At 58.2% G+C, this 25,012-nt stretch carries 24 protein-coding genes; 12 read left to right on the top strand and 12 right to left on the bottom strand.

Annotated features, from left to right (window positions below; all coding sequences use genetic code 11):
* Positions 1-142: 142 nt before the first annotated feature.
* Genes FJU30_RS22540 through FJU30_RS22530 form a run of 3 tightly spaced genes read right to left on the bottom strand, consistent with a single transcriptional unit; the run spans position 143 to position 3,169 of the window.
* The gene (locus FJU30_RS22540) at positions 143-835 is read right to left on the bottom strand and encodes an L-ribulose-5-phosphate 4-epimerase (RefSeq protein ID WP_150437222.1); all 693 of its coding nucleotides are present in this window, start codon (positions 833-835) and stop codon (positions 143-145) included.
* A gap of 55 nt (positions 836-890) precedes the next feature.
* Positions 891-1,367: a PTS sugar transporter subunit IIA gene (locus tag FJU30_RS22535; RefSeq protein ID WP_150437221.1), complete on the bottom strand. Its 477-nt coding sequence runs from the start codon at positions 1,365-1,367 to the stop codon at positions 891-893.
* A gap of 53 nt (positions 1,368-1,420) precedes the next feature.
* Positions 1,421-3,169, bottom strand: a complete 1,749-nt coding sequence (locus FJU30_RS22530) for a PTS ascorbate-specific subunit IIBC (RefSeq protein ID WP_150437220.1) — start codon at positions 3,167-3,169, stop codon at positions 1,421-1,423.
* A 498-nt stretch (positions 3,170-3,667) separates the two neighbouring features.
* Between FJU30_RS22530 and ulaG the strand changes: the two genes are divergently transcribed.
* From ulaG to ulaR, 4 genes are all read left to right on the top strand, one after another.
* Positions 3,668-4,735, top strand: a complete 1,068-nt coding sequence (gene ulaG / locus FJU30_RS22525; protein WP_150437219.1) for an L-ascorbate 6-phosphate lactonase — start codon at positions 3,668-3,670, stop codon at positions 4,733-4,735.
* Between the two features lie 299 nt (positions 4,736-5,034).
* Complete coding sequence (locus tag FJU30_RS22520; RefSeq protein ID WP_150437218.1) at positions 5,035-5,862, top strand: Cof-type HAD-IIB family hydrolase; 828 nt, start codon at positions 5,035-5,037, stop codon at positions 5,860-5,862.
* A gap of 12 nt (positions 5,863-5,874) precedes the next feature.
* Positions 5,875-6,747: an L-ribulose-5-phosphate 3-epimerase gene (locus tag FJU30_RS22515; RefSeq protein WP_150437217.1), complete on the top strand. Its 873-nt coding sequence runs from the start codon at positions 5,875-5,877 to the stop codon at positions 6,745-6,747.
* A 107-nt stretch (positions 6,748-6,854) separates the two neighbouring features.
* Positions 6,855-7,610 carry an HTH-type transcriptional regulator UlaR gene (gene ulaR / locus FJU30_RS22510; RefSeq protein WP_150437216.1) on the top strand — a complete coding sequence of 252 codons (756 nt, stop codon included), beginning with the start codon at positions 6,855-6,857 and terminating at the stop codon, positions 7,608-7,610.
* A 7-nt stretch (positions 7,611-7,617) separates the two neighbouring features.
* Here ulaR and FJU30_RS22505 read toward each other — a convergent pair whose 3' ends face one another.
* A complete protein-coding gene (locus FJU30_RS22505; protein ID WP_150437215.1) occupies positions 7,618-8,619 on the bottom strand; it encodes a LacI family DNA-binding transcriptional regulator in 1,002 nt (333 codons plus the stop codon).
* Between the two features lie 82 nt (positions 8,620-8,701).
* The gene (locus FJU30_RS22500) at positions 8,702-9,244 is read right to left on the bottom strand and encodes a D-lyxose/D-mannose family sugar isomerase (protein ID WP_150437214.1); all 543 of its coding nucleotides are present in this window, start codon (positions 9,242-9,244) and stop codon (positions 8,702-8,704) included.
* A gap of 230 nt (positions 9,245-9,474) precedes the next feature.
* Between FJU30_RS22500 and FJU30_RS22495 the strand changes: the two genes are divergently transcribed.
* The 6 genes from FJU30_RS22495 (at position 9,475) to grxB (ending at position 16,528) form a co-directional block, all read left to right on the top strand.
* Positions 9,475-10,509, top strand: coding sequence for an NAD(P)-dependent alcohol dehydrogenase (locus FJU30_RS22495; protein ID WP_150437213.1), 1,035 nt, complete (start codon positions 9,475-9,477; stop codon positions 10,507-10,509).
* Between the two features lie 3 nt (positions 10,510-10,512).
* Positions 10,513-12,030 carry a xylulokinase gene (xylB, locus tag FJU30_RS22490; protein ID WP_150437212.1) on the top strand — a complete coding sequence of 506 codons (1,518 nt, stop codon included), beginning with the start codon at positions 10,513-10,515 and terminating at the stop codon, positions 12,028-12,030.
* Entirely contained in the window at positions 12,027-13,532 is a 1,506-nt protein-coding gene (locus FJU30_RS22485) for a sugar ABC transporter ATP-binding protein (protein ID WP_150437211.1), read from the top strand. Before xylB ends, FJU30_RS22485 begins: the two co-directional genes overlap by 4 nt.
* 26 nt (positions 13,533-13,558) lie before the next feature.
* Positions 13,559-14,596: an ABC transporter permease gene (locus FJU30_RS22480; protein ID WP_150437210.1), complete on the top strand. Its 1,038-nt coding sequence runs from the start codon at positions 13,559-13,561 to the stop codon at positions 14,594-14,596.
* Between the two features lie 111 nt (positions 14,597-14,707).
* Complete coding sequence (locus FJU30_RS22475) at positions 14,708-15,700, top strand: substrate-binding domain-containing protein (RefSeq protein WP_223881670.1); 993 nt, start codon at positions 14,708-14,710, stop codon at positions 15,698-15,700.
* 192 nt (positions 15,701-15,892) lie between these two features.
* Positions 15,893-16,528, top strand: coding sequence for a glutaredoxin 2 (gene grxB, locus FJU30_RS22470; RefSeq protein WP_150437208.1), 636 nt, complete (start codon positions 15,893-15,895; stop codon positions 16,526-16,528).
* Positions 16,529-16,588: 60 nt separating this feature from the next.
* On the opposite strand, the gene FJU30_RS22465 is transcribed toward grxB, so the two are convergent.
* Positions 16,589-17,152, bottom strand: a complete 564-nt coding sequence (locus FJU30_RS22465) for a LemA family protein (protein ID WP_150437207.1) — start codon at positions 17,150-17,152, stop codon at positions 16,589-16,591.
* Between the two features lie 27 nt (positions 17,153-17,179).
* The gene (locus FJU30_RS22460) at positions 17,180-18,226 is read right to left on the bottom strand and encodes a hypothetical protein (RefSeq protein WP_150437206.1); all 1,047 of its coding nucleotides are present in this window, start codon (positions 18,224-18,226) and stop codon (positions 17,180-17,182) included.
* A gap of 301 nt (positions 18,227-18,527) precedes the next feature.
* Here FJU30_RS22460 and FJU30_RS22455 point away from each other — a divergent pair, with 301 nt between their 5' ends.
* Positions 18,528-19,091: a DUF2975 domain-containing protein gene (locus tag FJU30_RS22455; RefSeq protein ID WP_150437205.1), complete on the top strand. Its 564-nt coding sequence runs from the start codon at positions 18,528-18,530 to the stop codon at positions 19,089-19,091.
* 7 nt (positions 19,092-19,098) lie between these two features.
* Entirely contained in the window at positions 19,099-19,320 is a 222-nt protein-coding gene (locus FJU30_RS22450) for a helix-turn-helix domain-containing protein (protein WP_150437204.1), read from the top strand.
* Between the two features lie 250 nt (positions 19,321-19,570).
* Here FJU30_RS22450 and FJU30_RS22445 read toward each other — a convergent pair whose 3' ends face one another.
* From FJU30_RS22445 to FJU30_RS22425, 5 genes are all read right to left on the bottom strand, one after another.
* Positions 19,571-20,305 carry a UTRA domain-containing protein gene (locus FJU30_RS22445; RefSeq protein WP_150437203.1) on the bottom strand — a complete coding sequence of 245 codons (735 nt, stop codon included), beginning with the start codon at positions 20,303-20,305 and terminating at the stop codon, positions 19,571-19,573.
* Positions 20,306-20,535: 230 nt separating this feature from the next.
* A complete protein-coding gene (pnuC, locus tag FJU30_RS22440; RefSeq protein ID WP_150437202.1) occupies positions 20,536-21,132 on the bottom strand; it encodes a nicotinamide riboside transporter PnuC in 597 nt (198 codons plus the stop codon).
* Between the two features lie 275 nt (positions 21,133-21,407).
* Positions 21,408-22,298 (bottom strand): sulfurtransferase, encoded by an 891-nt coding sequence (locus FJU30_RS22435; RefSeq protein WP_150437201.1) that lies wholly within the window; start codon positions 22,296-22,298, stop codon positions 21,408-21,410.
* Positions 22,291-23,472, bottom strand: coding sequence for a phosphotransferase enzyme family protein (locus FJU30_RS22430; RefSeq protein ID WP_223881668.1), 1,182 nt, complete (start codon positions 23,470-23,472; stop codon positions 22,291-22,293). Before FJU30_RS22430 ends, FJU30_RS22435 begins: the two co-directional genes overlap by 8 nt.
* Complete coding sequence (locus FJU30_RS22425) at positions 23,462-24,388, bottom strand: ABC transporter substrate-binding protein (protein ID WP_150437200.1); 927 nt, start codon at positions 24,386-24,388, stop codon at positions 23,462-23,464. Before FJU30_RS22425 ends, FJU30_RS22430 begins: the two co-directional genes overlap by 11 nt.
* Positions 24,389-25,012 lie beyond the last annotated feature (624 nt).

The raw sequence follows: 25,012 nt of genomic DNA, 5'->3' as shown, positions 1-25,012 counted from the left end.
GCGCGCCCCGTTTCGCCCGAATGCGGCGCCGGGGCGTCAGCGCTTGCCGTTATAATGTGTTCTTCTGTTTCCGCCGTCTTGCGCACGCCGGAACCTGGGTTTATTGTCCGCCTGCGCGCGATGCTGCGTGGCGACAGGATAATCAGGGTTGCCCGTAATAGGCGCCGGCCCCGTGCTTGCGGCTATAGTGCTTATCCGACAGCGCCTGCTGAATATGGATATGCGGGTTCAGCGCGCGAGTCGACAACGCCATGGCCGCCACCTCCTCCAGAACCACCGCATTGTGCACCGCGTCCTCCGCGTCCCGGCCCCACGCGAACGGCGCATGACCGGCGATCAGCACGCCGGGAACGGCCACCGGATCGATGCCCCGCCGACCAAACTCGTCCACGATGACCAGACCGGTATTTTTTTCATAATCGTTGGCGATCTCCTGCGGCGTCAGTTGCCGGGTACAGGGGATGTCGCCATAGAAATAGTCGGCGTGCGTGGTGCCCAGCGCCGGAATATCCATTCCCGCCTGCGCCCAGACCGTGCCGTGGCGCGAGTGCGTATGAACGATGCCGCCCAGCGCGGGAAACGCCCGATACAGCGCCAGGTGGGTAGCGGTATCGCTGGATGGCCGACAGTCGCCCTGCACCACCTCGCCCGCCATATCCAGCACCACGATATCGTCTGCCGTCATGGCGTCATAGCTGACGCCGGATGGCTTGATGGCGATGACGCCGCGCCGCCGATCGATCTGTGAAACATTGCCCCAGGTGAAGGTCACCAGGCCGAACTTCGGCAGCATCAGGTTTGCCGCCAGCACGCTTTCTTTCAGTGCAGTAAACATTGCCGTTCTCCCGTATCCGCGCCCCGACCGGGGCGACAGCGCCGGAGGGCGCTGGCTAGCTGGCCGCCGCCAGCGCGTCGTCGATTACCCGCCAGACATCCTCCTCGCTGCGGCAGGCGCGCAGTTTATCGAGGTTAATGCCGGTTGGACTGCTGTCGTCTTCCAGCACCTGAGTCACTTCCATCAGTCCGTCCATATGCTCGTCGGACGAACTGCCGGCCAGCGTCACCAGCACATCCACCGGCTCGTCTTCGCCGTCGAATTTTACCGGTCTGGTCAGCGTCACCAGCGCAAAGGCGGTGCGGTTCACGCCGTCTTCCGGCCGCGCGTGCGGCATGGCGAACTGCGGCGCGATGACGATATAAGGACCGAGCTGCTCAATGCTGCTGATGATGGCGTTATGGTAACGCGGCTCCACGGCACCGGAGGCGATCAACATATCGGTGCCGAGACGAATGGCCTCCCGCCAGTCCGCGGCGCTGGCCTGCAGTCGGATGGAGCGGTTTTCGATCAGCGATTGTTTTAACTTCATGGTGAACTCCTGTTGCCTGCCGTTGCCGGGGGGTAACGGCAGGATGTACGACATTAACGTAAGAAATGCTGTTTAATCAGGCCCAGCAGCTCGTCGCCGAAGGAATTCGGATTCAGCATGTTCTGCACGCCCAGTACGAATTTGCCTTCTCCCGGCTGCATCTCCCCGGCGAGGTGGCGGGAGGACACGATAATATCCGTGGTCGACAGCTTAGATTTGTAGTCGGCAACGGCGCAGGAATCCATGACGTGCGGCACCCCCTGCTGTTCCAGATACTTGCCAATCTTCATTTTCATCATCATGGAAGAGCCCTGGCCGTTGCCGCAGACCGCCAGAATACGCACCGCCCGACCGCGACCGATATCGCCGGCCGACGCCTCCGGCGCGGCGACCGGCTGGACGTCGGTCGCGTCATGCGCGGCGGCGTCCTCTTCGGCGCGCAGCGTTCTGGCGGCGAAATACATATACGCGCCCGCCCCGGCCAGCAACAGCAGGAAGAACAGCGACGAGAAAGACAGCGCCTGCATAATCGGCGGGAACACCAGCGCCCAGTCGGCCATTCCCATCCAGCCGTTAAACGCCGCTCCCCGTTGCGCGAACAGATGGATCGCCCAGGCGGACCCCAGTACCTCGATGATGCCCATAACGAAACAGATTTTCATTACCGCTTTCCAGCCGCCGAAGTGGTTGGCGAAAACACCGATGGTGGCGTTGGAGAAAAACATCGGAATGAAGCCTGGAATGATCATGATCGGCGCCTGGAAGAACAGCATGCCCAGCACCGCCACGAACTGGCCCATCGCGCCCCACATAAAACCGAACACCATGGCGTTGGGCGAGTAGGCGTAGATAGCCGCGCAGTCGATAGCCAGCACCGCGTTCGGGATGACCCGTTCCGAAATGCCTTTGAAGGCTTCGGACAGCTCGGCGACGAACATCCGCACGCCGGCGACGATAATCTGAATGGCGACGGCGAATTTCAGCCCGGTTTCCAGAATATAGAGAGTCCAGTGCGTAGTGCCGGCCATCGATTGCAGATTCTTCAGACCGAACGACAGCAGGATGATACCGAAGAACAACGTCATCACGATCGCCGTGGCGGTGATGCTGTCATGAAAGATATGCAGCCATTTCGGCAGCTTGAGATGGTCGACGCTGTCTTCTTTGTTGCCCAGCCGCGGCGCGACTTTAGTGGCGATCCACGACGCGACCTGTTGCTGATGGCCGATGGAGAAACCGGCGCCGCCGGTGACCTCTTCGGTGGGCTTGAACATGATATTGGAGGAGATCCCCCAATACAGCGCCATGATCACCGCCGAGTAAATGATGGTTTCCCACATCGAAGCACCCAGCACGAAGTAAAACACCGCGATCAGCCCCGCCTGCTGGAACATGATGTGCCCGGTCAACATGATGGTGCGAATACCGGTATAGCGGCGGAACACGACCAGCAGGATATTGATGCCCAACGCTATCAGCACCGCATAACCGACCCAGGAATAGTTATCGCCCATGGTTTCCATGGTGGCCATCATGGTGGTGTAAGGATCGATGACCGAACCGGTCAGGCCATGAAACTCGGCAATCTTATCGATCACCGGTTTAAAACCGGCGACCAGGGTATTGGCTCCGACCTGCACCAGCATAAAACCGACGATGGTTTTGATCGTGCCTTTGATCACCGTGGTGACATCGCGCCTGAGCAGAATGTAGCCGATACAGGTGACCAGGCCCAGCAGCAGCGGCGCCTTGGTCATGACCTGGCTGTAGAAGATGTAAAAAATATCGTATAGGGTTTGCATAATGATGCTCCGTCAACAAGGTGAAGACACCGTATTGCTCATTCGTTCGGAGAGGCTCGCTCGCCGTTTCTTATGTTTCGCTTGTTTTGGATCTCAATCTGTTTTCGCTTACGCCGCCACCATAGCAATCATAATAAATCATAAAAAGTCAAAATTTGACGTTATGTGAGAATGATCTCGTTCATATTTCCCCGACCTTCGCAATCATCGCGCCGACCGGCCTGCCAAAGGCGAATTCCTGGCCAATGAAATAAAAATCCCAAAGCCATATAACAAACTGTAAATAAATTATTTTTAGTTCATCCCCGCTCAATTGAATGCCATTTCCATACCGGGATCACAAAAAACAACATCCAGCGTTGATAATCACCATTATGATTTTTATAGTCACAAAAGAATCATTAATTAATCACCATCGCAGTGGGGCGGGATCATCATCGGGGTGGATCCATCTCCTCATTTTCCGGGCCAGACGAATAGAAAAAGAGGTAACATCAGATGAGTAAGATAGACGAAATTACACGTGAATCCTGGGTATTAAATACATTCCCGGAATGGGGCAGCTGGCTGAATGAAGAGATCGAACAGGAGGCGGTGGCGCCAGGCACCTTCGCCATGTGGTGGCTGGGGTGCACCGGCATCTGGCTGAAGTCCGCGGGCGACACCAATATTTCCATCGACTTCTGGTGCGGCACCGGCAAACGGACGCACGCCAATCCCTATATGAAAAAACAGCACCAGATGATGCGTATGGGCGGCGTGCGCAATCTGCAGCCGAACCTGCGCACGTCGCCGTTTGTTCTCGATCCGTTCAGCATCAAAAAAATCGATGCGGTGCTGGCTACCCACGATCACGCCGACCATATCGACATTAACGTCGCGGCGGCGGTGCTGCGCAACGGCGGCCCGCAGGTGAAATTTATCGGCCCGCAGGCCTGCGTCAACCTGTGGACAAGCTGGGGCGTGCCGGCCGAACGCTGTATCGTGGCGCAGGTCGGCCAGCAAATTATCGTCGGCGATCTGACCATCAAGGTGCTGGACGCGTTCGACCGCACGGCGCTGGTTACCCTGCCGGAAGGCGTTTCCTCGCGCGATAAGGGCATCCTGGACAGCATGGATCAGCGCGCGGTGAACTATCTGATCCAGACCAGCGGCGGCAACCTGTACCATTCCGGCGACTCTCACTATTCAAACTACTTCGCGAAACACGGCAATGAGCACCAGATCGATGTGGCGCTGCTCTCCTACGGCGAAAACCCGCGCGGCGTGACCGATAAAATGACGTCATCCGATATCCTGCGCGCCGGCGAGTCGCTGAATAGCCAGGTGGTGATCCCGATCCATCACGACATCTGGGCCAACTTCCAGAGCGACCCGCGAGAAATAGAAGTGCTGTGGCGGATGAAAAAAGATCGCCTGGGTTACGGTTTCCGGCCCTTTTTCTGGCAGGTCGGCGGCAAATACACCTTCCCGACGGATAAAACGAAGATGTATTACCAGCATCCGCGCGGGTTTGATGATATTTTCGTCGACGAACCCGAGCTACCGTTCAAGTCATTCCTGTAAAATGCGGTCGGTAGCGGCGGAACGCGGCCGGTCATGACGCCGGCCCGTTTGCCGCCCGGGTTTACTCCGCCGATCCTACCGCTTTCGGGATACCGCATAACGCCAGGCGCGTGACGTCTCTGGCGCTCAGGGAACGCCGCGACCGGGGAATTCCCCGGCGCGCAACAGATTTTCATGCGGCGTGCCGCGCCGCGGGGCAGTCACAGAGCGACGGCCCGCGCCGGCAGCCTGAAAGCCGATGGAGGATCGCCGACGGAGTGCCGTTAACCTTTGCATACTGACCATCAGGAGAAATAACCGTGACATACCGCGTACTGGCACTGGATTTGGATGGCACCACGCTGAACAGCGATCATCAAATTCCGCCCCAGGTGAAAGAGGCCATCAACCGTATCAAAGATCGTGTAATGGTGCTGCTGGTGACCGGGCGCCACCACACGGCGGCCCGCCCCTATTACGCCGAGCTGGGACTGAATACCCCGATTATCTGCTGCAACGGCACCTACGTTTACGACTACCAGAACAATAGCGTGCTGGCGGAAAACGCGATCGAGCGCGCCAACGCCAAAAAATTTCTGGATCTGGCGCAGGCGCATCGGCTGAACCTGGTGATGTACGTCACCGACAAAATGGTGTATCCCGCCGTCAGCCCGGTCGTTTACATGAAAACGATGGAAGAGTGGGCGCAGCAGTGCCCGGCCGCGGTTCGGCCCGAAATCGAGCGAATCGACTCGCTGTACGATGAGATGGAAGCCAGCCGCTATATCTGGAAGTTCGTGGCGGAAGGCGATATCGCCAGCATCGAGGCGTTTTCCCGTTTGCCCTGGGTGAACGAACATTTCATCGGCGAAAAATCCTGGTCGAACCGCATCGACTTTTCCCGTAAGGGCAACACCAAAGGCGTCCGTCTGGCCGCGCTGCTGGCGCAGCAGAACATCGCGCCCGCCCAGGTGGTGGCCATCGGCGACAACCATAACGACATCTCCATGCTGCAGCTGGCCGGGCTGGGCGTCGCGATGGCCAACGCCGACGAAGCGGTACGCCAGGTGGCGGATCGGGTCACGCGGGAAACCAACAATGGTCTGGGGATCGGCGAAATCATCGCCGAATATTTCCCGCCGCAATAACAGAGGTGCGCGATGCACAATGTTAATAAGCCCCTTCGTCTGGGGCTGTATGAAAAGGCGATGCCCGCCGAACTGAGCTGGGAACAGAAAATCGAGGCCGCCAAAACGCTGGGCTTCGATTTCATCGAAATATCTATTGATGAAAGCGATGCCCGGCTGCAGCGCCTCGAGTGGCGCGACGATGAAATTTATCATTTGCGCCGCCTGTGCGAACGGCAGGCTATGCCGCTGCATTCTATGTGCCTGAGCGCCCACCGCCGTTTTCCATTCGGCTCCGCGGATGAAGCGATTCGCCAGCGGGCCCACGCCATTATGGAGCAAGCCATTACGCTGGCGTATAAACTCGGCATTCGCTGTATTCAACTGGCGGGGTACGATGTCTATTACGAAACGCAGAGCGCGGAAACCCATCGCCGGTTCATCGCCGGCATGCAGGCGGCGGCCAGTATGGCCGAACAGGCCGGCGTTATGCTCGGCGTCGAAATTATGGATACGCCCTATCTGAATTCACTCAGCAAGTTCGAAGTACTGAAAAAGTCCGTCCCCTCTCCGTGGTTTATGGCCTATCCCGACGTGGGCAATATCAGCGGCTGGAACTATGACATTTGCACCGAACTGAAGCTCAGCAGCCAGCACATCGTACAGATCCATCTGAAGGATACGCTGAAGGTCACGGCGAAAAGCCCAGGCCAGTTCCGCGATCTGGTGATTGGCGAAGGCGAGGTGGATTTCCCGGCGATCTTCCGTACGCTGGCGGAGATCGATTATTCGGCCCCGCTGGTGCTGGAAATGTGGGCTCAGGATGAGCATTGGGCCGGGAATCTGCGTCTGGCCAGATCGCGCCTGCGGCAGATGGGACTGGACGCCGGACCGACGCCGACCTGACGCGCCGGACAACGGGCGCCGGCCGTTTCGGCGGCCGACTTTTTTTCCCGACACGCTCGTTATAAAATCATAAAAAATCACTAATAATCATATATAGCGGATAACCGATGACAGAAGCACAACGACATAGCGCCATCCTGGAGATGCTGCAGCAGAAGCGGCACCTCACGGTGGCCGGCCTGATGCAGGCTTTTGATATTTCACCGGCCACGGCGCGCCGGGATATTAATAAGCTCAATGACTCTGGAAAGCTGCGCAAGGTGCGCAACGGGGCGGAGGTGCTGGCGTCCAGAAAAGCGTTCTGGCTGCCGTTTAATCTGCATCAGGCCTCCAATCACGACGAAAAGGTGCGCATCGCCCAGGCGGCGGCGGCGCTGGTGCAACCCGGCGAAAGCGCGGTAATTAACTGCGGCTCCACCGCCTTTCTGCTCGGCCAGGAAATCTGCGGCCAGGATGTCCAGGTGATCACCAACTATTTTCCGCTGGCCAACTACCTGATCGAGCATGAACACGACGGCGTGGTAATCATCGGCGGGCAATACAATAAAAGCCAGTCCATCACCCTGGCGCCGCAGGATGAGATCTCTTCGCTCTATGCCGGCCACTGGATGTTCACCAGCGGCAAAGGGCTGACCTCCGACGGGCTGTACAAGATGGATATGCTGACCGCGATGGCGGAGCAAAAAATGCTGGCTCACGTGGGCAAACTGGTGGTGCTGACCGACAGCAGCAAAATCGGCCAGCGTGCCGGTATGCTGTTTTGCGGCGCCAACCGGATCGATGTACTGATCACCGGCAAAGACGCCGCGCCGGCGGTGATCCAACAGCTGCGGGAAAAAGGCGTGCAGGTCATGCTGGTGTAGCGCGAGTTCAGGCCAGCATTTTCCCGCGCACAATCACCTTGCCTGGCTTGACATCGCTTTCGGTCGAACGGCGTATCGCCAGGTTCAGCGCCTGCCAGGCGATTTCATGCAAATCGTGGGAAACGCACGGGAAATGGAAGCCGTAGATCGCCGCGAGCGAGACTTCGTCGATGCTGAATAACGAGACATCCTTCATCGGCCGCAAGCCCTGCTCAATGCAGGATTTAATGATGCCGAGCGAGATCTGATTATTGCAGCCGACGAAAAAATCCGGCGGCCGGTGCCGCCGCAGGTAATCGCTGGTCACCCGCGAGGCGATATCCATAAAAAAATCGGCGTGCAAAATATCCAGCGCGGCCACCTTGCCCTGCAATACCGCCGTAATACCGGTGATCCGCTCCCGCGCCACGGTCGAATCTTCCGGCCCGGACACCACCACCACGCGCTGCGCGCGCTGCTCCAGCAGATAGCGCCCGGCCTGCAGACCGCAATCGAAATTATCGATATAGACGCCGCTGCAGTGCCTGCTGTCCAGCTCGCGGTCCACCAGCACCACGGGAATATTCAGTTTCTCCAGCCGGTTCAGGTACTCCGGGTAATAGAGACAGTCGGACGAGATCACCGACAGAATGATGGCGTCCACGTTGTAGCCGATCAGCTTGTCGATGATACGGTTTTCATTTTCCTGCGATTCATACGAGTCAAACACCAGCGTATCGTAGCCCGCCTTTTGCGCCTCCAGCGTCATCAATTTCGTCAGCCCGCCGAAGAAAGGATTCGCCATATCCGGGTTAACGATGCCAATGGTTTTACTGGTTTTCGCCCGCAGATTACGCGCCGCCGTATTCACCACATAGCCCATGCGTTCGGCGGTTGCCAGGATGCGCCTCAGGGTTTCAGGATGTACTTTCTCGGGCTGAGAAAAAGCGCGCGACACGGTAATTTTACTGACGTTCGACTCCACCGCCACGCTTTCCAGCGTGGCTTTCTGCCCCCGACCTGCCGCCAATGTTGGCTCCTTAGTTAAATCACGTCATTTTGTACCATTCAGGCATCATGACAGATCCGGCGTCATGATGCTAATGGTGATATTACCCGGTTCTTTTTACCCTGGGATCGGTGAAGATATCCAGCTCGTCGCGGCTTTCGGAAGAGAATTCCGACACCACCGCGCCCTCTTCTCCCGCCTGAAACCAGTGGCGCGTATTCGGCGCAATGGTGTATTGCTCGCCGGGACGCAGCAGAATGTAGCGTCGGCAGTTGTACCAGCGCTCGCTGCCCGGCGGCGCAAGGCAAACCGGCCGGCCGTCGGCCTCGATCGGCGTCAGCGCGTCATCATCGACGAACAGATAAACCGCTCCCCAGCGGCAACGGAAGGTTTCCTGTTTGCCCGGCAGACCGGCAAATGGCGGATGCCGATGCTCCGGGCAGGTCTGTCGCGGAAACAGCACCAGTTCCTTAGCGCAGTAGCGCGGCGTATTGATGTAGGTCAGCAACTGCAGGCCGGTGCGCGGATAATCGGGCAGGCCGAAAGTGGCTATCTCTATATTTTTCTCTTCATATTCAGTCAGCTGAATATTAGCGAAGCGCAAATATTGCAGCGTGCCGGCGACAGCGTCAGCGATAGACTTCATGATACTCCTCCCGTCTCTGATTGTTATCGTTATCATTAGAATTGGTATAAAAGCGTCGTTTTGTGACTAATTCCGCCATTATTCACCTAAACACCACGCCTTCAGTTGCGTATTTGTAAAATATTTAACCATCATCACACATTGAATCGCTTATCTGCCCTAACATCCGCCTCACTCAAAATGTTATCGATACCATAAAAATGATTCATCACCACCGTGAGGATGAGACCATGAAAGCATTAGTCCTTGAACAAGCCGGGAAAATCGCCATTCAGGAGCGCCAGTTCGACGAGACGCTGGGCGATAACGATGTGCAGATCAAAATCCATTCCGTCGGCATCTGCGGCAGCGACGTGCACTATTATCAGCACGGCCGCATCGGTCCCTTTGTCGTCAACGCTCCGATGGTGCTCGGCCACGAAGCCGCCGGCGTGGTGCTGGCCGTCGGGAAAAACGTGCGTCACGTAAAAACGGGCGATCGCGTCTGTATGGAGCCGGGAATTCCCGATATGAACTCCGCCCAGACCCGGGCCGGCATCTATAACCTGGACCCGGCGGTGCGTTTCTGGGCCACCCCGCCGATCCACGGCTGCCTGCGCGAAACGGTGATTCATCCCGGCGCGTTCACTTTCCGGCTGCCCGATAACGTCGGCTTCGCAGAAGGCGCGATGGTGGAGCCGCTGGCGATTGGCATGCACGCCGCCACCAAAGCCGGCATCAAACCGGGCGATATCGCGCTGGTGATCGGCGCCGGCCCCATCGGCGTGGTGACCGCGCTGGCGGCGCTGGCCGGCGGCTGTTCGGACGTAATCATTTGCGATTTGTACGATGAAAAGCTGCAGGTAGCGGCCAGCTATGACGGCCTGCATGCGGTGAATAATCAGTCCGGCGCGCTGGCGGAGACCGTCGCCCGGCTGACCAGCGGCAACGGCGTGGATATCGTATTCGAATGCAGCGGCGCAAAGCCGGCCATCGCCGGAATCGCCGCGCATATCGCTCCCGGCGGCACGGCCGTGCTGGTGGGTATGCCGGTGGACGCGGCCCCGCTGGATATCGTGGCCGCACAGGCCAAAGAGGTCACCTTCAAAACGATTTTCCGCTACGCCAACATGTATCCGCGCACGCTGCGTCTGCTGAGTTCGGGCAAGCTGCGCGTCCAGCCGCTGATCTCGCAAACCTATAAATTCGCCGACAGCGTAGCCGCCTTTGAACGCGCGGCGTCAGGCCGCCCTTCGGATATCAAAATCATGCTGGAAATGGAGTAACTCATGGCGCTCTATGCTGGCATTGACTGTGGCACACAGGGTAGCAAGGTGGTGATTGTCGATGGCGACAAGGGCACGCTGCTCGGTGAGGGCAGCGCCCCGCATCGACTGATCAGCGACTCGTCCGGCCGGCGCGAACAGCTGGCCGGATGGTGGATCGACGCGCTGGAATTGGCCTTTAAGCAGGCGGTAGCCCAGGCGGCGATCGATGCTGGCCAGATCGCCGCCCTGTCGGTCTCCGGCCAGCAGCACGGCTTCGTGGCGCTGGACCAGCAGGGCGATGTGCTGCACGCGGTAAAACTGTGGTGCGATACCGAAACCGCCGAAGAGAACGCACAACTGCTGCAGAAACTGGGCGGCATAGAGGGCTCGCTGGCGCGGCTGGGGTTGATGGTGGCCACCGGCTACACCGCATCGAAAATCCTCTGGTTCAAAAACCATTACCCGCAGCGCTGGCAGCGGCTGCACACCGTGCTGCTGCCGCACGACTATCTGAATTTCTGGCTGACCGGCGAACGGGTCGCCGAATATGGCGACGCCTCCGGCACCGGCCTGTTCAATATCCGCACACGCCAGTGGGATCGCCATACCGCGGATCTGATCGACGACAGCGGCCGGCTGTGGAAGGCGCTGCCGCCGCTGCAACGGGCGGAACAGTGTGTGGGCAGGCTGCGTCCGGAGGCGGCGCGACGGCTGGGGCTCAATCCCGCCGCCCGGGTGGCCAGCGGCGGCGGCGACAACATGATGGCGGCGATCGGCACCGGTAATATTCAGCCCGGCACCATCACCCTGAGCCTCGGCACGTCCGGCACGCTGTTCACCTACGCGGATGCGCCGGTCGTCGCCTCGTCGGAGATGATCGCCGGCTTCTGCTCCAGCAACAACGGCTGGCTGCCGCTGATCTGCACCATGAACGTCACCTCCGCCACCACCACCGTCCGCCAGTTGCTGCAAGAGGATATCGCCGCGTTTAACCAGTTGCTGGAACAGACGCGGCCCGGCGCGGGCGGCATCGTGATGCTGCCGTTCTTCAACGGCGAACGCGTACCGCAATTGCCCCACGCCCGCGCCAGCCTGCACAACCTGGACAGCGATAACTTTACCCGCGCCAATCTCTGTCTGGCGGTGGTGGAGAGCGCGACTTACGGCCTGCGCTACGGCATCGATCTGTTTCGCGCCCAGGGGCTGGAAGCCGGCGAAATCCGGCTGACCGGCGGCGGCGCGCGCAGCCCGCGCTGGCGGCAGATCGTGGCCGACGTGATGGATTGCCCCGTGGTCTGTCTGGCGGAAAAAGAGAGCGCGGCGCTGGGGGCGGCCATTCAGGCGATGTGGTGCGACCAGTTGGCCGACGATCCGGCCCTCGCTCCCGCTCCGTTGCTGGACGCACTGTGCCGACGCTTTGTCCGTCTGGACGAATCCACCCGCACGCGGCCCGATCCGCAGCGGCGGCAACAGTACGCCGGGCTGTACGCCGATTACCTGCGGCAACTGCAACAGTCCTGGCCGGAGGTGCGACTGTGACCCTGGATACCCATACTCAGCAACCGGCTTATCTGCTGGAAGTCAGCGGCGTGAAAAAGGCCTTCGGCCCGGTGGTGGCGCTGAAAAACGCCGAATTCTGCCTGCGCCGCGGATCGATCCACGCGCTGTGCGGCGGCAACGGCGCAGGCAAATCGACCTTTCTCAGCATTCTGATGGGTTTTATTCAGCCCGACGGCGGAGACATCTTTATCAACGGCCGGCGTTGTGAATTCAGCCATCCGCGCGAAGCGCTGGCGGCCGGCATCGCCATTGTGCAGCAGGAACTGAGCGCAATACCGGATCTGAGCGTGGCGGAAAACATCTGGCTGGGACGCGAACCGCGCCGCTTCGGCTTCGTAGACTTCACCACCATGAATCAGCAGACCGCGGCGCTGCTGGAGGATCTGCATTTCGCCATCTCGCCGACGGAAAAAATGCGCAACCTGAGCGTAGCGGAGCAGCAACTGGTCGAGATAGCCAAAGCGCTGTCCCACGCCAACGCCGACATCATTATCATGGATGAACCCACCTCGGCCATCGGCGAAGAGGACGTGCGCAAGATCTTCCAGACCATTACCCGGCTGGCGGCGAAGGGTAAAGGAATCATCTATGTCTCGCACCGCCTGTCGGAGATCTTCCAGATCGCCGATAGCTATACCATCTTCCGCGACGGCAGCTACATCCATGAAGGTCTGATTCAGGACATCACGCGCGAACAGCTGATTGAGCACATCATCGGCGGCGAGTTCGAAAACGAATTCGCCAAATTCAACCAGCCGGGCGAGGAGGTGATGATGGAGGTCAGGAATCTGCGCTGGGGGAAAAAGATCAACGATATCAGCCTGACGCTGAAACGCGGCGAAATCCTCGGCATCTACGGACTAGTGGGCTCGGGACGCAGCGAATTTCTCGATCTGATCTTCGGCATTACTCACGCCGACAGCGGCACCATCCATATCGGCGATCGTCGGCTCGGCCGCCATTCGCCCGGCGAGGCGATCAGAAGCGGCATCGCCTATGTCACCGAGGATCGAAAAGACAGCGGGCTGGTACTGTGCCGTTCGGTGAGTGAAAACATCAATATCGCGTCGTTCAGCGCGGTCAGCCGGGCGGGCTTTATCAACGATCGACAGGAGAAGATGCGCGCCGAGGCGATGATCGCATTGTTTAACGTCAGGACGCCCGACGCCGGCCATATCGTCGGCAATCTCAGCGGCGGCAATCAACAGAAGGTGGTGCTGGGCCGCTGGGCGCTGCTTGACCCCGACGTGATGCTGCTGGATGAGCCCACGCGCGGCATCGACGTCGGCGCCAAAAAGGAGATCTACCGTTTCATGTCCGAATTCGCTTTGAAAAACAAGGGCATCATTATGGTCTCTTCCGAACTGTCCGAAATTATCGGCATGAGCGACCGCATTCTGGTGTTTCGCCGCGGCGAACTGGCCGGAGAATTATCGGCGCAAGAGGCCACCCAGGCCGAATTGATGAAGCTGGCGGTCTAGCCGCTGACCTTTTAGAGGACACTATTATGAGCGCTACACCGTCATTAACACCTGGAATCGCTTTCCTTGAGCGCAATAAAAGGCGCCTGCATAAATACGGTATTGTCGTCGCGTTCTTTGCACTGTGTTTAATCGTCACCGTGATTGGCGAAATACAGGTAGCGAAAGGCGCCTGGAGCAGCAACTATTTTCTCAGCAATGAAAATACGCTGATCGTCCTGCGCCAGATTTCGATTAACGGCATTCTCGCCGTCGGCATGACGTTTGTCATTATCACCGCCGGCGTCGATCTCTCCGTCGGCTCGGTGCTGGCGCTGAGCGGTATCGTCGCCGCCCGCTTCGCCACCACCAACAGCGGGCTGTCGATAGGCGATAGCGCCAACGCGGTGCTGATGCCGTTGCTCATTGCGTTGGGCATCGGCATTGTCTGCGGCCTGATCAACGGCACCATTCTCGCCCGCTATCGCCTGCAGCCCTTCATCGTCACCATGGGGATGCTTTCGGCCGCGCGCGGGCTGACGATGCTGACCACCGACGGCAATCCGGTGTCGCAGCTTAACGGCGATTTCCGCTGGCTGGGCAACGGTTACCTGCTCGGCATCCCGGTGCCGGTGATCCTGTTTGTCGTCCTGTTCGCCGCCGCCTGGCTGCTGCTGAACAAGACGATCTTCGGTCGTTATGTCTACGCGGTGGGCGGCAATCAGAAAAGCGCACGCACCTCCGGCATCAACGTGCTGACGATAAAAGTGCTGGTTTACACCCTGTGCGGCGCGCTGGCCGGTATCGCCGGACTAATCCTCACCGCGCGCACCGGTTCCGCGCAGACCAACGCCGGCGCCGCCTACGAGCTGGACGCCATCGCCGCTGTGGTCATCGGCGGCACCAGTATGGCCGGCGGGGTCGGCACCCTGGTCGGCACGCTGTTCGGCATTTTAATTATCGGCGTAATGAATAACGGACTCGATTTGCTCGGGGTGCAGTCGTACTACCAGCAAATCATCAAGGGCGCGTTAATTGTGATCGCCGTATTGCTTGATCCTTCGCGCAAACAACAGCGCGATTAGCCCGTAAGCCAATCAATATACCCCATCGATTTCAGGCGACGGCAAGCCCTTCCCCGCAGCCAGAAAGCCGCCAGGGTATAAAAACCCTACCAGGAGAGAACCATGAAACAGATGACGAAAATAGCCTTGCTGACCCCGGCGCTGATGCTGGGCGCCATCGGCGCGGCTCAGTCGGCGCCGGTCAAAATGGCGGTGCTGATGTACGGCATGAAAGCCGAATTTGTCCAGTTGATGGAGAAGGCGGCGAAGGAGCATCCGGCGGTGAAAAGCGGCGACGTGCAGTTGACGGTTTACGACGGCCGCTACGATCCGATGGTGCAGAATAATCAGGCGGAAACCGCTATTCAGACTAAAACCGACGCCATCATCATCAATCCGATGGATTATGAAGCCAATATTGACGTCGTAACGATGGCCAACGAGGCGAAAATTCCGGTTATCGTGACCAACGCACGGCTGAATACCGATAAGATGACCTCCGAAGTGGTATCCGATGACGTGCTCGGCGGCTATCTGGAAGCCAAAGCGGTACTGAAAAAAATGAACTGTCAGGGCAACGTGGTGATCATCGAAGGGCCGAAAGGCGGCAGCGGCGAGATTCAGCGCGGCCAGGGTAATGACAGAGCGATTGCCGAATGCGGTTCAGGCAAGGTGAAAGTGCTGGAGCGCAAAACCGCCAACTGGTCGCGCGCCGAAGCGCTGCCGCTGATGGAAAACTGGCTGCAGAAGCATCGCGGGCAGATTCAGGGCGTGATAGCGCAGAATGACGAAATGGCGCTCGGCGCGATTGAGGCGATCAAAGGCGCCAATCTGAACGTGAAAGACTTCGCCATCGCCGGCGTGGATGGCGTCTCGGATGCGATCCGCGCGGTGCAGGCCGGCGAGATGGTTTCCATTCTGCAGGACGCGCGCGCCCAGATGCAGGGCTCGATCGATGTGGCGCTGCGCGCGGTAAAAGGCGACAGCTATCAGCCGCAATCCGATATCTGGCAACAGTATGCCGGCCAGATGGCGTGGGACAATGGGACGGCTAAACGCTACTCCGTTCCCTGGACGGAAGTGACCATGGAAAACGCCGCTCAGTTACTGGAAGCCCGCAAGTAACGGACTCGCCCCAGGCCTGCCGGTTCCGTCCGGCAGGCGACGGGAGTCGGCCGTCCCGGCGGCGCGCCCTTCCGCCCATCGCCGCGCGACATTCTCTTTACTCTCCGCCGCCGCGGGTATTACTCTGGTTGATGAGCATCGGCAAGTCCGGCATGAACGGCCTGCCGTTTTTACATCACGAAGGTGCCAAACATGAAACTTTTCATCTATGAACACTGTCCGTTCTGCGCCAGAGCCAGAATGATTTTCGGGCTGAAGGGCATCCCCCTCGAACTGTCCGTCATTATGGAAGGCGACGCGGAAACCCCTACCCGCATGGTCGGCCGCAAGGTGGTGCCGATCCTGCAAAAAGAGGATGGCGCCTACATGCCGGAAAGCATGGATATCGTGCACCATATCGATAGCCTGCAAGCGCCGTTAATCGCGGATCAGCCGGTCGATCCGGCAATCGACGCCTGGTGTAAAGCCGCCAGCGGCGCGATCTTCAAACTGGCGGTGCCGCGTTTCACCAAAGCCGATTTCAGCGAACTGGCCAGCGCGCCAGCGCGCGAGGCCTACCGCCTGCGGGAAGAAAAGGCGTTTGGCGATCTGGAGGCGCTGATGGCGGACACGCCGGCGCTGCAGGCGGAGGTTGAACAAAAACTGGCGCAGCTGGAGCCGCTGCTGGCCGATGAACGCCCGATCTCCAGCACCGACTTTATTTTATTCCCCATCCTGCGCACGCTCACCATTGTGAAAGGCGTTAAAACGGGGGCGAATGTCGCGCGCTATATTGAACGCGTCGCGGCGGCGAGTCACGTTGACCTGCTGACCGATAAGGCAATGTAACGGCAGGCGGAAGGAAAAGGCTTACCGTCGCGGAAATTGCGCGACGGTAAGCCGGCGTCGTTACGGATGGTAGTCGAAATCCGCCGAGGCGCGGTTGTCGCTGAATGTTTTCACCGCATCCTTTTTGGCGAAATATTGATTAATCAGCACGCCCGGGAACTGGGTAATACTGTTGTTAAACTCGGCGACATTGCCGTTAAAGATCACCAGCGCCGCCGAAACATTTTCCTGCAATTCACTGATCTCCGTCATTAGCCCGCTCACCGGCGTCACGCTGGTGATTTGCGGATAGGCTTCGATCGTCACGCGCAGGCCCGCCATCAGTTGCGATGTCTCCGCGCTCACCCGCTCCAGTCCCTCCGGGTCGATCCGGCTCTCACTCAGCTTATTGATGGAGGATCTTAGCTCGGTCACCCGGGTCACCAGAGACGATTCGAACTCTTTATACCCACGGACGATCTCCTCCAGCGCCGGGATGGTCTTATTAAACTGCCGCTGATAGGCGATAACGTCGGCCCAGGCGCGCAAAACCAGGTTGTGGCGGGCGATAATATTGTTGTAGATAAAAATAATCGCCAGCGCGATCAGCGCGGCCACCACCGCCAGAAAAATCACAGACCCCATGCTTCACCTCAATGTTATTGACTGACGTCACTGAAAATTATTATCGTTAAAACGCGCGATCTCTTTAATAAAACTGACCGCCCGTTGATATTTCGGCAGCGGACAGGGCGCAGAGAACAAGGCCCTGACGAAAGCGTCCGGCGTTTCAATGTTGGTCCCCAGGTCAATACGCAGCAGATCGGCGTCGCGGAATGAAATACAGCAGCGCCCCTCGCCCAGCGGCGATACTTCCACATTCACCCGCTTAAACTCGCCGTTGAGCTGCAAAAACGCCAGAATCACCGCGGGCTGCAGAAATTTAGCCGCCAGATGCTCCGAGGGCGCCCGCACGCTGAAAATACGATTAAACTGCCCGGAAGACGGCTTCCACGTAATCCCTTTATGGCCATTCGGCTCGGTCAGGACGCAAAGCCCTTTCAACTGAGGCAGGGGCGCGACCAGCATATAGCGATTGAAGTGATCGTAGACCGTTTTAGTCTCTTGTTTCGTGCCGCCGCGCCCGTCGGACACCAAACGCGTTTCCGTGCGCTGATTGACATAGTGCAAATGGTAATAGTCGATCTCGAAGCCGCGCGCCGGCGAAGCGACGCCGGTCGTCCAGCCGCGAATTTCCCGGCTATAGTTGCCGCGATTAAATTCGTAAAATTCCTGACACAGACACTTGATGAGATCGGCCGGCGGCGTCCTGTCCACCAGATCGTTATCGAACAGGATCTTCTTGCGTACAATTTTCGCCGACAGATCATCAACGTTTTTCTTGCGCGCCAGCAGAAGAAAAATCGGCACGGCGCTAAGCGCCACGCCGAGCGCACCCGCATACCAAAGCCGCCGCTCCGCGTCGCCGGACACTGAACCGACATGGTTGACCAGCGCCAGGTAGTAAATCAGCGCGCCGGCGCAAATACACAGCCCGAGAGCAAGCCACCAGAACAGCGCTTTGTTGTCATACTTCAGCTGGCCGCCGAACGATTTCGCACGGTCCAGCACCGCCAGCAGTTCCGCATTGCTCGCCGCGGCCTCCGCGCCGACGTCAAGCTGCGTCAACAACGCCTTCAGGCGCTGATTATGCGTCATGTCATTGCCCTTTGCCGAAAGCGACAATGATACTACAGCCGCCAGCCGCGCGACAGACGAGCTGGCGGCGCTAACTCGTTATTCGCACAGCCCTTTTGGCCGGTGCGGCGCGTGGCGTCTAATCACTGGCGGCGCGCGGCGTTTTATAAGACGCAGGGCGAGCCCGGACGGTCTGAAAACGTTAAACACAGAAATACATCGGATTAACGCCGGCGAAAAATTAACACCTAAGAATAAAAAATTATTGTTTTACGATAATTAAATGCTAAAATTCCGTTCTCAATCATTCTGGAGGTTTATCATGGCTCTCGATCGTTTAGCTGTTGTCAGTCACCGTATGGCGGCGCTCTCCCTTGGGTTCGTCATCGTTATGCTCGCGCTGAATGCCGCGGTGTGGCTTTTCCCGCAGTTATCCTCCATGGAAGGCGGATCCGGTCTTGCCTTCTACCTATCCGACCAGATGATTTCCATGCCCGGATTAGATCTGACGACCTACCCCTTGTGGCAAAAACTGGGCGCGATTTTATTGTCCAGCATTCCATTGCTGATGCTGACCGTGGGGCTGTTAAATCTGCGCGCCTTATTCAAAAACTACGCCACGGGCGATTACTTCTCGCCGTCGTCTTCGGCCTGCATGGAAAAAATGGGGCGCGCCGTCGCGGCGTGGGTTGCGCTGAACATCGTCTGCGAGCCTTTACTGAGTTTATGGCTTACCATGCGGGAACCCGCGGGCCAACGCCTGCTATCGCTGAGTTTTGACTCCGCGGGAGCGGTCGCCCTTTTCCTGGCGGCGTGCATCATCGTGATCGCACGCATTTTGCGCCGGGCAAGTGAAATCAATGATGAAAATCAGCAATTTGTATGAGCCTAAGATGCCTATTGAAATAACACTGAATGTGATGCTCGCCAGAAGAAAGGTCAAATCAAAGGATCTGGCGGCGGCCATCGGCATTACCGAACAGAACCTGTCTCTGCTTAAACAGGGGAAAGTAAAAGGTATCCGGCTCGCCACGCTGGGGGCGATCTGCCGCTATCTGGATTGCCAGCCGGCGGACATTCTGACCTATACCGGCGACGAAAAAGACCCGCTATAGCGCTCATGCCTTGCGGGCCGGACAAGCGCCGCGCCGCAATTAAAACCATGGCGGAAAGTTTCCCCGACGTCGTGGATGCGGCCCCGGCGCTGATTCTTCAGTAAGCGAACCGACAGGCCGGCAGCGTCTGACGTTTTGAGATTTTTGGTCCGCCGGTTAGCCAGAGCCGGCAACTGTTTTTCGTCCGTACATCAACCTTCATTTGAAGGTTGAACAGAATCAGGCAATTACAAAAATCTATCCAGAGGATCTATTTCATTTCCGGAGGCCGGGTTTCCATCACGATCGACAACGCATCCGGCCGCCAGAATTCCTGATCGAATTCGACTATCTGGTTCTCTTCGCCGAAGTTAAGACGTTCCAGATGAATACTGCTTGCGCCCGGAGAAAGCTGCAGCAATTCCGCCTGTTCCTCGTTGACCGTGCCGATGTGCATTTCCAGCTTGCAGCGCGATTGCACCCTGGCGAAGTGTTCGCGCAGGACGCGGGTCAGGGAAGTATTCAGGTCGATGTCGAGCAGTCCCGGGCACCAACTGGCCAACAACACGTTGTATTCCAGCAACACCGGACGCCGATCAATCCAGCGCCGGCGCTGGAGAAAAAAGACCGGCTCATCCGCTGAAGCCAGCCCCATGCGCTGGGCCAGCCAATCGCCTGCCGGACGCCGTTCGGCCAGCAGACATTCGGTGCGCGGGGTGCGTCCCTGGGCGCTGACATACTCCATGAAACCGCTGATGCGCGTAGGATCATAACGGATACGCGACGGGCAGACGAACCAGCCGCGCCGGTTTTCACGGTACACCAGCCCTTCAGCCTCCAGCTGTTGCAGCGCCTGGCGCAAAGTAACGCGGGTACAGCCGAAACGTTCGATCATTTCTCGTTCGGAAGGCAGCTTCTCATCGGCCTGCGAGGCGCCCTGGGCAATGTCGCTGGCGAGTTGGTCGCGGATTCGTTGGTAGTGATGTGAATAGGGGATGAAAGACATCCGGGGTTCCGTTTGGTTGCAATGACCAGAGTAAACGCCTGCGCGCCCGCCAGCGTTACGTACGCCCCAGTGCGCCAATGGCGAGTGAACGCCGAACGCCGTCATCCCCAGAGATAACCGGCCCGGCTGGCCCAGAGTACCGTTGGTTGCCGGGGACTGCAAGCGGGCCGCACGGGCGTGCCGACGGTCCGAAGCGTCGTCGGCCGGCTAAAGCCTGGAGGATGAATTTATTACAGCACCTCTGCTGTCGCAGTTGACTGATTTTTCTCCTGATTACGCAGATCGGCGCGCCAGGCGCGCAGGCCGTAGACGGCCAGTAGCACAAAACCGGCATAGAGCGCGGCGGTCAGGCGCAGATCTTTATACAGGAACAGTCCCACGTAGATAATATCCAGCACGATCCATAGCCACCAACTGGCCACATATTTGCGTGCCGCCCACAGGCTGGCGACCAGACTGAATGCCGTAAGCAGAGAGTCCAGCCAGGGCAGCGAGGCATCGGTATAAGTATGCATCAGCGCACCCAGCGCTATCGCGCCGCCCAAACCCAGCAGCAGGCTGATCAACGCTTCACGGCGTGGTAAACGTTCCACCCGGACCTTGCCGGTTTCAATGCGTCCGGTGCTCCAACGCCACCAGCCATATCCCTGCAACAGGGCGAAAATCAGCTGCAGCAGCATGTCTGAATAGAGCTTAATCTCAAAGAAAATCCATACATACAGCAATACGGCGACCACGTTGACCGGCCAGCACCAGCGAATGCGCTGAGTGGTGAGCCAGACCCCGATAACATTGATGATGACGGCAACAACTTCTAACGGCGACATAACGTCTCTCTTCCTTCTGTTGGAGCGGCGCCTCACGGCGCCGGGTTAAAGGTTTGGCCCGATTGATTGCTGCAACGCCAGAGCCTGTAGTTTCAATTGCCGCTTACGCGTTAAGGGCAAGTCTTCTTTAACGCCATAAAGAGCGCGGAGCCGATTGCCACGAACAGGATTGGCTTACAGGCACCGGCCTCTGCCCCGGCCGGCCAGGCGAGGCAGCGCTGTGGTTATGTGAGGATCGCGGAAAGCGTTGATGGCGCACGGAGACCATTGCGGTATTAGTCATGGTGAGTATCAGCGATTAGCGTCAGTGAAGGATCCGCAGCCCACTCTTGCAACGAGCCATCGTAAATTGTCAGTTGCCGATAACCGGCCAGCGTCAGGCTAAGCGCCAGCGATGCGGCGGAAATACCGCCGCCGCAGTACAGGAGCAGCGGAGTATGTTGGGAGTAACCGTACGAGGCGGCACGTATTGTCAGATCGGATGAGTCGAGATAACGCCCCGTCTCATCGAGAAAGCGCCTGGCCGGTATATTGCCGCTGTCCGGAATATGACCGCGCCGCGCGTAACGGGTGGGCGTTTTCCCGCGATACACCGCTTCAGAGAGCGCGCAGATGACGGCGCCGGTTTTTTCGCCCGTCAGAACCGCGGCCACGTCCTGCCGATCGCACCAAAACCCGGGCTGTTGACGCAGCGTCAAGTTCCCCGGTCGTGGCGGCGCAAAAGCGGGCTCGCCCTGCTCCGTCGCGTAGCCTGCCTGTCGCCAGGCTTGCCAGCCGCCGTTGAGCACCCGTGCTGCGATGCCTGTACTGCGCAACATCCACCATAAACGCGCGGCCCAAAAACCATCGGCCCGATCGTAAATCACAATCTCGCTGTGGTCCGTCACCCCCAGCGCGCGCAGCCCCTGCCGGAATTGCGGCAATGGCGGATTGGCAAAACTGTAGCTGGCGTTTAGATCCGATAAGTCATGCAGCAGGTCCGCATGGCGGGAACCCGGAATATGCTCCTGTCGCCAGCCATCAGCGCCATGCGTTGTCCGATAGTCGCCGTCAAAACGGGGCGCGGGCAAGCCGACGGTGGCATCCAGCACGACGAGGCCGGGAGTCTGTAGGCGCGTGTTTAAGTCCTGGCATTCAATGAGGATATGCCGGCGTTGATTATGCATGATGTGGAGTTCCTTCTGTCTGTCGCCGGCGCCGTGATGGCGTGCGGATATGCCGCAGCAGGCGCTGGCCGGCCGGCTGGCTGAACCAGGCCGCGTGGCCGAATAAATAGTCGAACCAGGCCAGATCCGCATAGGTTCTGTTTTTGAGGATATCCGCAAAATAATCGAGCTCGGAAAGCGCGAAGTCGGCGTGAACAATCGGCAGTAACAGGGAAAGGACCAGCAGATCGGTATCGGTCAACGCCAGATGCTCGCGGTAGCCTGCCAGCAGCGCCGTCACCGCCGACAAATCCGCCTCGGGGCTGTGCGCCGGCGTCAGCGATAACCAGGCAATGGCGTTGCGCTCTATTGCCGTAGCCAGATCGAAAAGAGCAAATGTCCGATCGCTTAAGCCAAAATCAATGACGCAGGCGACTTCCGGGCGCGTCGGGGTGCGCCGCCATAAGAGGTTCGACGCGTGCCAATCGTTGTGCGTCCAGAGTGGTTTTTGTTGCGCCAGATAAGGAAACACTTTCCGATGCCAGGGCAGTATGTGTTGGTCGATGGTCTGTCGCCAGGGTTTATCGGCGAAGTAGGCCATTAGCGCCGGCCGGCCGGCGATATGGCGCTGCAGCGCCTCAAGAGGATTTTTCTGGCTGAAGAGACGTAGATTGGCGATCAACGGCTGTTGCCGACGGCAAGGCGCCTGATAGTCCGCGGCGGCGATATGGCATCTGGCGAGCATAGCCCCAGCCGCCCGGGCGTCATCGGCGGAATGAAAGGGTTCCCAGGAGCGGGTATCCCGATACCAGTCCTCGCCAGACGAAAGACCGTGTATTTCATAAGTCCAGTCACCGAGTCGCAGCGCGCTGTCCCCCGTCAGGCTGCGGTAAATATGGGGCACCGGGATGCCCTGTTCGGCCAGGTGCGTCATGAAACGGTGCTCTTCGATCAACCCCTCCGGTTGGCGAACCCGATGATGATAGCGTTTGACGAATAGCGATCCGTGCTCGGTGGCAATAATTTCCGCGCAGGAGAACGGCCGCGGGCTGCGCCAGTGCCTGGCCTGCAGTTTTCCCAGCGCCGGGTAATGCGCCAGTAACCGGGTCAGATCGTCTTGAGTCATGGCGGGCCAATCCGCAGCCACCGCATCGGTCCCCATGCCGTGAGCATCAGCGCCCATATTATCCGACATGCGTCACCTCCGGCAGAAAGCGATTGGTGGTCGCGTCACGCCAGATCCCGGCATGATTGATAATGCCGTTTTGATGCAGCCACTGTGCATAGGGTTGCAGTAATGACTCCCGCTGTATGCCCCATTGGCGTTGATGGAACCAGGTAGGCGTAATCGCGTTTAATGATGCGGACAACAAATCTGACGGGAAATACGGAGTGGTTTTTTCGAAAATGCGCAACGCCTCTTCCGGGTGCGCGGCCGTATGGTAATACCCTCTGGAAGTGGCGGCGATAAAACGGCGCACCACATCCGGGCTATTGGCGAGGGTATCTTCATGGGCGCCCAACAGATAACTGTGATAAGGCGGAGCACCGTGGTCGCTTACCGGCATAACCACACGTTCCTCATCCGGCACTGAACTGCTCATGAGCGCTTCCCATGCCCAGTAGCCGCCAAAACTGGCATCCGCTATACCGGCCTTCAGCTCTTCGGGCGTGAGTTCGCGTACGCCGCTATCAATAAAGATCAACTTATCCGGATCGCCGCCGTCCTGCCGCACCAAATGGCGAACCATCGCCACGCCGCGCGGAGTGGGATTCAATGCCAGACGTTTGCCCTCCAGGTCCCGCGGACGGGATATTCCGCGCCCCGCGAGCGTTTGAATCGATTCCAGACCGGTATGATTGATGGCGGCCACGCCTTTCAGGGGTTGTCCCTCCGCGCGGCGGACCAGTAATCGGTTTGACGGGAATACGCCGAAAGTGACCTCTTTACGCTGTAAATAACTTAACGCGTCGCCAAAATGCGGATCGCCGACGACGATTTCAACATCCAAATTCTGTTCGGAATAAAAATGGTTTTCCCTGGCAACGTAATAACCGGCCGAATTAGGCCAGGGATGAAAATACTCCAGCATCAATTTAATTTTTATCATGGTGACTCGCATAAATAATTTTCATATATCCGTCATCTGCCAGGTGACAGAGCCTTTGGCTGTATTACCCGACCGACTGGGCCGCCGCAAGCGGCGTTCAAATCCATTCCAGACGAATTTGAACGCGCTTGTCGACTTCCTGCGTCTCTCAATCCATTAGGTATAAAACGGGTGAGAAATTATTCGGTTCTGATAAATACGCTATCACCGGGCATCTGGTATATACCAATAAAATAAATGGTTAAGCATTTGCGTTTTTTATATAAAGCATTGCTGAAACTCGTGGGTAAGAACGCCCCCATTATTACCTATCCGATTGTTTAACCATGGGTTATCTGATGGCGACCGCCAGCGGAGATAATGCTTTGCCGGCAGTTAAGGAGCGAGGTAACGCTGACACGCCACAGGGCGGTATAGAAATCCCCGCCTGCGGCGAATACGTCGTCGGTGGCAAATAACGGCATCGAATAGTGCCCCTACTTTTAGCCGGCCCTTGTAACACAAAGGATTAGCCAGGCATTTTCGCCGCTAAACGGCGCCACATAGGGCTTGTAGTGTGATGCGCTAACGTGCCAATAAATAACAGGCGCAGCAGATAAATAGCTTCGCGCATTGCTGCTTCAC

The sequence above is a fragment of the Affinibrenneria salicis genome, from assembly GCF_008710095.1.
The sequence above is the reverse complement of the archived record's forward strand: the minus strand, read 5'-3'. Positions and strand labels throughout refer to the sequence as shown.